The organism is Sphaerospermopsis reniformis, from assembly GCF_005402885.1.
Classification (GTDB): Bacteria; Cyanobacteriota; Cyanobacteriia; order Cyanobacteriales; family Nostocaceae; genus Sphaerospermopsis; species Sphaerospermopsis kisseleviana.
Genome location: NZ_BJCE01000274.1, coordinates 1 through 6,528 on the forward strand (window position 1 = coordinate 1; position 6,528 = coordinate 6,528).

The following is a 6,528-nucleotide window of genomic DNA, read 5'->3' on the forward strand; positions in this document are numbered from 1 at the left end:
TTTGTTAACTGTTGCCCGATCTTGGTCTTGAATAATACCGGACAGAATTAGAGTTTGACCATCTCGCAGGCGGATTAAGCCAGACTGGAGAGAACGTTCAGATATCAAAACAACTCGTCCTGCATTTTCTACAACTTCTGCATCCGCGGGAGCGCGAACAACAGGAGCTACTGATAGAGATACAAAACCATTATCGTCAATGCGTTCGATTTTTACACTTAAAGTCAGACCAACATTGGTTTTTTCAATTGTGATAACTTCTCTTGAACCTCCCACAGTATCTGTGATATCTCTTTTGAAATTGCCCACGACTTCTTGAGTGAGATTAACACTGGCTGTTTGACCTTCTTGCACTATTAAAGTAGGGTCAGTCAAAATTTTAGCGTTGCCAGATTCCACTGTAGCATCCAAAGTAGCGACAATACTTCTATTAGAGGTTAGTCTACCATCGCCATCAAATACTACGCTTGCTAAACCATCACTACTGTTGAACCGTAACTTACGACCGATACCAAACGAAAAGCTGGTGTTGTACTGTGGAAAATTTGATAGGTTAACATCAATAATTTTGACGTTCACCATCACTTGACGACGACGAATATCAAGCTGAGTCAGTTGAGATATTGCCATATCAACTAACTTGGGAGAACCAATCAAGGTAACAGAATTTGTTCGCAAGTCTCCTACAGCCTGTAAACCTCTTAGTAAAGGCGTTATATTTTTAAAGTCGTCATCGCCAAGACTCAGAGGTTTTACTTCTGGTATTTTTACCTCTTCTTGGTTATTCTTGGCTGTCTCCTCACCTACCTTAGTAGAAACAACATTAGTAATTGTTCTTTCAACACTGACACTACTTTCTGCTCCTAAACTTACTAAAAAGTTTATGGCAACATCAGCTGAAACCTGATTGAGTCGCAAACTCCGCATTACAGTATCACGGGTAGAATTAGGCAATTTAGCGCCGACAAAAATTGTCCTCCCACTGCGGTTAGCTTCTAAACCACTCAAACGCAAAACGTAATTAAATACATCCTGCACTGGTTCATTTTCTATATCTAAAGAAATTGTTTGGCTAATGGTTTGGCCTGCTGGTGGCGCTGTTCCTTCTGATCCCACATAAGCCAGGTTAAGTCCAGCAGCACGAGCCAATAGTGATAAAACTTCCCTCACTGGTGCATCACGTAACACCAAACGCGGTACTCGTTCCTGTGTTCCTAAATCAATATTTGTAGGAGATGTATCAATATTAGATACTGTAATATCTCCTACTGGTGGGGCAACTGCTCTAGGTAAAAAGGGAGGTGCTAGGTTATAAGGTTGATTTGGTCCTGCTGGTTGTGCTTTTTTACCATCAATTGTTATTTCTGGGTTAGGTACTAACACATCTGGTTGTTTACCAAATTCTACAGCACCACCAGGGGGAGTTGGAGGTGCTGATGCTGTGGTGTTTGTATTCGGTGTGGTTGGGGTTGTGGTTGGTGTGGGTGCTGCTGCTGTCGCGTCTCCTGTGGTAGTAAAACCAAGAGTCAGATTGTTATTTTCACGGACTACAGATTTACCAGCAGGAGCGTTATCAATACCCATGACGGTAACACGGACACTGTTAGCATCTAACTGATTAACTTCTACAGATGCTATTCCCGGTGCGGGTTTTTCTTGACGGAAACTCTTGCCTTGAGGTAAACGCAGTTGCGTATTAATAATATCTCCAACTAAGGCTTTATCTCTTTTAGTGGTGAAAATCTGGGGTTTATTTCCAGAAGATGTCTTTAAAATTACACTAATTCCCCCATCAACGGGATTGAGTTTCACTTCTGTAATTTGAGTGGTCTGTGCCAAAACAGGTTGTGCTGCTAAAACGACACAAGCAACCGCACTAGAAATTAAAACATTACTATGAACTTGTTTCACAGTTCATTCCTCACATTCAATAAAAAACAGTCTGTATATCTACTTATTAAGCCAAAATCTAATAGTCATCCATTGTACATGGAATTGCCATATAAGTGACAAATCAGCACTCAGGATTTTTGCAGGTTACTTAGGCGGTGGTGCGGTTTTTGCTGCTGCTTCTGCCTGTTCTTCAGCAGTTAATGGCATTAATGCTACTAAGTCAAAGGAAGTAGAAATTTTGCCGACTCCTGTACGCACTCCTTTTTGCTTATCATCTGTATCTTCTTTTTCTGGTGGTACTAATTTAGAATCATAATTTTGCACGAGTAATAAAGGCTGTAATCGCTCAATATTACGCATGATTGCCTGAGTTTGTTCAAAATTGCCTTCTATTTCTACTTTGATAACTTGGCGTTTGAGTTTGTTGTTAACTTTGTCTCCCAGACTACCATCAGTAATAATTTCTGGTTTTTCTCCTGCTGGTGCAAACTTTTTCAGTTGGGCTTTAATGGCATTACTGCCCATAGCTGTAGCATTACTGGAATCTACCAAACGACTGGTATCCAAAAGTAATGTATCCAGACTTTTTTCATTAGCAAATAAAGCTAAAACTTGGGTTTGTTGTTGCTTAGATTGAGCTAATTCTCCTAGTAATTTATATGCTTGTTTAGCTTGGAGATTTTTTTGGTCTACTTGTCCTTGCAAGTCCTTACTTTTGGTTTGCAAGTCTTGGAAGTTGGTAAACTCTGGCATGACCATGTTTAGTATCATATAAACAGCGCCTAGCAAGCCCATAGCACCAACTACCCCACCAGTTACTTTAGGTATAAAAGTAACACCAAAGGCAACAGGATAGGAAGATCCAGCCTCATCAAAATTGGCGTTTTTAGAAAAATTTAAATCATCACTGACTGTCATTTAATGGCTCCTATTTTTTGCAAGTTACGGATTCTTTCAACTAATCCGACTGTACCTTTTTGTTCTAAATCACGGATTAATTGCGATGCAGGTACAGGACTTAAACTAGCTTTAATAGTGTATTTAACTACTTGAGGAGGTTTAAATTTCACTTCATTTTTCGTCTCAGGTGGAACAGCACCAGTGATCTCAGGTGCATCAACTAATTCCGCTGTACTAATTCTGCTTTCTTCGGGCTTAAATAACTTGGATTTGCCCATAATTAACAGAAAGTCATTGACATCAGCAAAAGAACGGGCATAACCTGTAATTTCTAATTCTCCGGCATTGTTACTGTCGTCTTCACTGTTCTTGGCTTTGATCACAGGTGGAATTTGTTTAATGGTTTCCAACTGTACATTTGCGGGAATGCGATCGCGTAAATCCTGTAACATTGCTGACCAAGGACGAATCTGATCAAACACTGTGACTAAAGCTTGTGTTTGATCTTTAATGCCTTTTGTTTCCTCCTTAATTTTCTGAATATCGGCTAATTTTACATCTAGGTTTTTGTTTTCCTCCTCTAGTTGGGCAATTTGTTGTCCTAGTCCTGCATTTTGGGCTTGTAAAAACAACAAAACACCAAACACCAAAGCTGGAATAGACAAACCCACACCGACTCCCAATAAAGCTGGTGTATATTCAGTGATATCAGTTTTTGGTCTAACAGGTTTATTATTATCCAACTCAGCAGGTGAGCGATCTTTGAGAAAATTAATATCTAGACTGTACATTTTTTTATGCCTCCCGCATTCCTAAACCAAGAACTATCCCCAAACCAGGGCGTTGCACTGGGGGATATTTATCTTCTTCTACTTCCAAAGATAAATCTCTGATCGGATCTATTTGAGTAGTAGGAAAACCTAATCTTTGAGTAAAAAATTCATCCAGTTGTTGCAATCCTCCTCCCATACCAGCTAGTAAAATCTGTGCAACTTCTAAACCCTCACTCTGATTGATATAAAAATCTATAGAACGACGTAATTCATCAGCTAATTCTCCTAGTATTTTTAACATCGGACTCATACCAGGATTAGCACCAGTCAGCCCGGTTCTAGCTACATCCAAAGGATTTGCGGGAATAATCATATCCATCAACATATCCATCTCCCGTGATATGGGCAAATTCATTGCCCTAGATAAAGCCGCTTGCAGTTGATATGTACCTATAGGCACAGCACGAGAAAATTGTGGTACTCCATTGATAATGATGGCAATTTCTGTACTATCAAATTCAATATCAACTAAAACTGCTGCTTCTTGGGGTCCGAATAGTCGCAACTGATCCCGAATAGTTCTAATCAGAGCAAAACTGTTAATCTCTAAAACATCAACTGCTAATCCAGCTTCGGCAAAAGTATTAATATAGGTATCTGTCACTTCTTTACGAGTGGCAACCAAAAGCACTTGTACTTTTTCAATGCCATCCTCGTCTACAACATACCCCAATTTTTGATAATCTACATCAGCTTCTTCTCGTGGATAGGGTAAATACAATGCTGCTTCATGGTTAAGCACAATGTCCCGCAACTCTTTATCATCCAACTCAGCTGGTACAGGAATCACACGCACAATAGCATCTTTTCCGGGAATACAAGTAGCAAAACGGGAAGCTTGGATTTTGCTTTCAGCTATTGCCTGTTGGATAATTTCCGCCATCCGGGGAGAATCGTTAATCTTACCATCTATAATTATTCCCTCTGGGACGGGGTAAGTTATCAAAGATTCTATTTTTAAACCTTGGCGCTGCTTACGCATTTGAACTATGTTCATTCGATCTGGTGCTAGTTCAATACCAACACCTTTGTTGGATTTACCAAGGAGATTACCAAGATTACTCAAGATGCTAACCACAGTTTTACCTGCTAGATTGCTAAATGGAAAATTTATGATAAGGAGTCAGGAGTCGTAGGGGCGAAGCATTCGGGCGACCAATTATCAATTTTATGAAAAGGCTATTTTCCGAATGCTGATGCTTCCAGCACGCTTCGCGAACGCCCGTACAAGAGTCAGGAGTTATTTATTTTGGATTTTGGATGCAAGAATTTTGGATTGTTTTTGTTAACTCCAATCTAAAATCTAAAATCTAAAATCTAAAATTTTCTTTCCCAGTCCCCAGTCCCCAGTCCCCAGTCCCCAATCACCAATCACCAATCACCCTCGTTAATCGTAAAAATATTACCACGATGATCAGATTGCAAAAATTACAAAAACTAACTGTTTGGGTTTTGTTTGGCTTATTAGCTAGTTGGGTGGTCAGTTGCAGCACGGGTAATGTGAGTACAACTACAAAACCTGCTGCTTCAGGAGTCGCCACCATTGAGTTTTGGACGATGCAACTCCAACCCCAATTTACTAACTACTTCCAAAGTCTGATTTCGACTTTTGAATCCCAAAACCCCAGTATCAAAGTCAAATGGGTGGATGTTCCTTGGGCTGCGATGGAGAACAAGATTTTAACATCTGTCTCCGCAAAAACGCCCCCAGATGTTGTTAACCTTAACCCAGATTTTGCTTCCCAACTAGCAGGAAGAAATGCCTGGTTAGATTTGGATGCAAAGGTCCCTAGTGAAGTCCGTTCCTCCTATTTGCCCAATATTTGGCAAGCTAGTACCCTCAATGGTAAAAGTTTTGGGATTCCCTGGTATCTGACTACGAGGTTAACTATTTATAACACTGATTTGCTCAAACAAGCAGGTATCACAAAACCACCTGCAACTTATACAGAATTAGCACAAGCGGCGCAACAAATTAAAGATAAAACTGGTAAATACGCCTTTTTTGCTACTTTTGTACCTCAAGATTCTGGTGAGGTTTTGGAATCTTTTGTGCAAATGGGTGTGACTTTGGTAAATGCTGAGGGTAAGGCGGCTTTTAACACACCACAAGGAAAAGCAGCTTTTCAGTATTGGGTAGATTTATATCAGAAAGGATTACTACCTAAAGAATCATTGACTCAAGGCCATCGTCATGCTATTGATTTATACCAATCTGGGGAAACGGCGTTTTTAGCTTCTGGTCCTGAGTTTTTGAAGACTATTTCTAATAATGCCCCAGAAATTGCTAAAGCTTCGGCGATCGCACCCCAAATAACCGGTGATACAGGTAAGAAAAATGTGGCTGTAATGAATATTGTCATCCCCCGTGCTACCAAAAATCCTGATGCAGCAGTGAAATTTGCTTTATTTGTCACCAATGACGAAAATCAATTAGCTTTTGCTAAAGCTGCAAATGTTTTACCTTCGACGGTGAAAGCTTTATCAGATAGTTATTTTCAGGAAGTTCCGGCTAATGCTTCTACTGTGGAAAAAGCCAGAATTATCAGTGCTGAACAAATGCAAAAAGCAGAAGTTTTAACTCCCAAAATGAAGGATTTTAAATTGTTGCAAAAGGCAATTTATGAAAATCTCCAAGCGGCAATGTTAAAACAAAAAACAGTTGATCAAGCTGTCACAGATGCAGCACAACAATGGGATAATAGGTAATTGATAATTGACAATTGACAATTGACAATTGATAATTAGGGCTTGCTGAATAAACCCAAAATACTGGTAAATCAAAGGTTTGAGGCTGATCAGGAGGAAAGAAAGTGCAAGATTTTTGAAGGGTATACCTTAAAAACTGTGCATTTTGGGTCTGATAAATTAGAAAATCTGGGGATAACAGATAGCTAAAACT

Annotated in this window: 5 protein-coding genes; 1 reads left to right on the forward strand and 4 read right to left on the reverse strand. The window is 39.7% G+C overall.

Features of this window, described 5'->3' with window-relative positions; genetic code table 11:
• The 4 genes from FFR48_RS24000 to pilM form a co-directional block, all read right to left on the reverse strand.
• The coding region (locus FFR48_RS24000) for a type IV pilus secretin family protein (protein ID WP_137669107.1) at positions 1-1,911 on the reverse strand (1,911 nt) is incomplete at its 3' end.
• Positions 1,912-2,037: 126 nt separating this feature from the next.
• Positions 2,038-2,811 carry a pilus assembly protein PilO gene (locus tag FFR48_RS24005; RefSeq protein WP_137669108.1) on the reverse strand — a complete coding sequence of 258 codons (774 nt, stop codon included), beginning with the start codon at positions 2,809-2,811 and terminating at the stop codon, positions 2,038-2,040.
• On the reverse strand, positions 2,808-3,584 hold the full coding sequence (locus FFR48_RS24010) for a PilN domain-containing protein (protein WP_137669109.1): 777 nt from the start codon (positions 3,582-3,584) through the stop codon (positions 2,808-2,810). Before FFR48_RS24010 ends, FFR48_RS24005 begins: the two co-directional genes overlap by 4 nt.
• Positions 3,585-3,588: 4 nt before the next feature.
• Positions 3,589-4,695: a type IV pilus assembly protein PilM gene (pilM, locus tag FFR48_RS24015; RefSeq protein ID WP_236104162.1), complete on the reverse strand. Its 1,107-nt coding sequence runs from the start codon at positions 4,693-4,695 to the stop codon at positions 3,589-3,591.
• Between the two features lie 341 nt (positions 4,696-5,036).
• On the opposite strand from pilM, the gene FFR48_RS24020 reads away from it, so the two are divergent.
• On the forward strand, positions 5,037-6,335 hold the full coding sequence (locus tag FFR48_RS24020) for an ABC transporter substrate-binding protein (protein WP_137669110.1): 1,299 nt from the start codon (positions 5,037-5,039) through the stop codon (positions 6,333-6,335).
• Positions 6,336-6,528 lie beyond the last annotated feature (193 nt).

Bases quoted from the DNA above. Each gene is read 5' to 3' on its own strand.
- FFR48_RS24005 (WP_137669108.1), bottom strand. From the start codon at position 2,811: ATGACAGTCAGTGATGATTTAAATTTTTCTAAAAACGCCAATTTTGAT.
- FFR48_RS24010 (WP_137669109.1), bottom strand. From the start codon at position 3,584: ATGTACAGTCTAGATATTAATTTTCTCAAAGATCGCTCACCTGCTGAG.
- FFR48_RS24020 (WP_137669110.1), top strand. From the start codon at position 5,037: ATGATCAGATTGCAAAAATTACAAAAACTAACTGTTTGGGTTTTGTTT.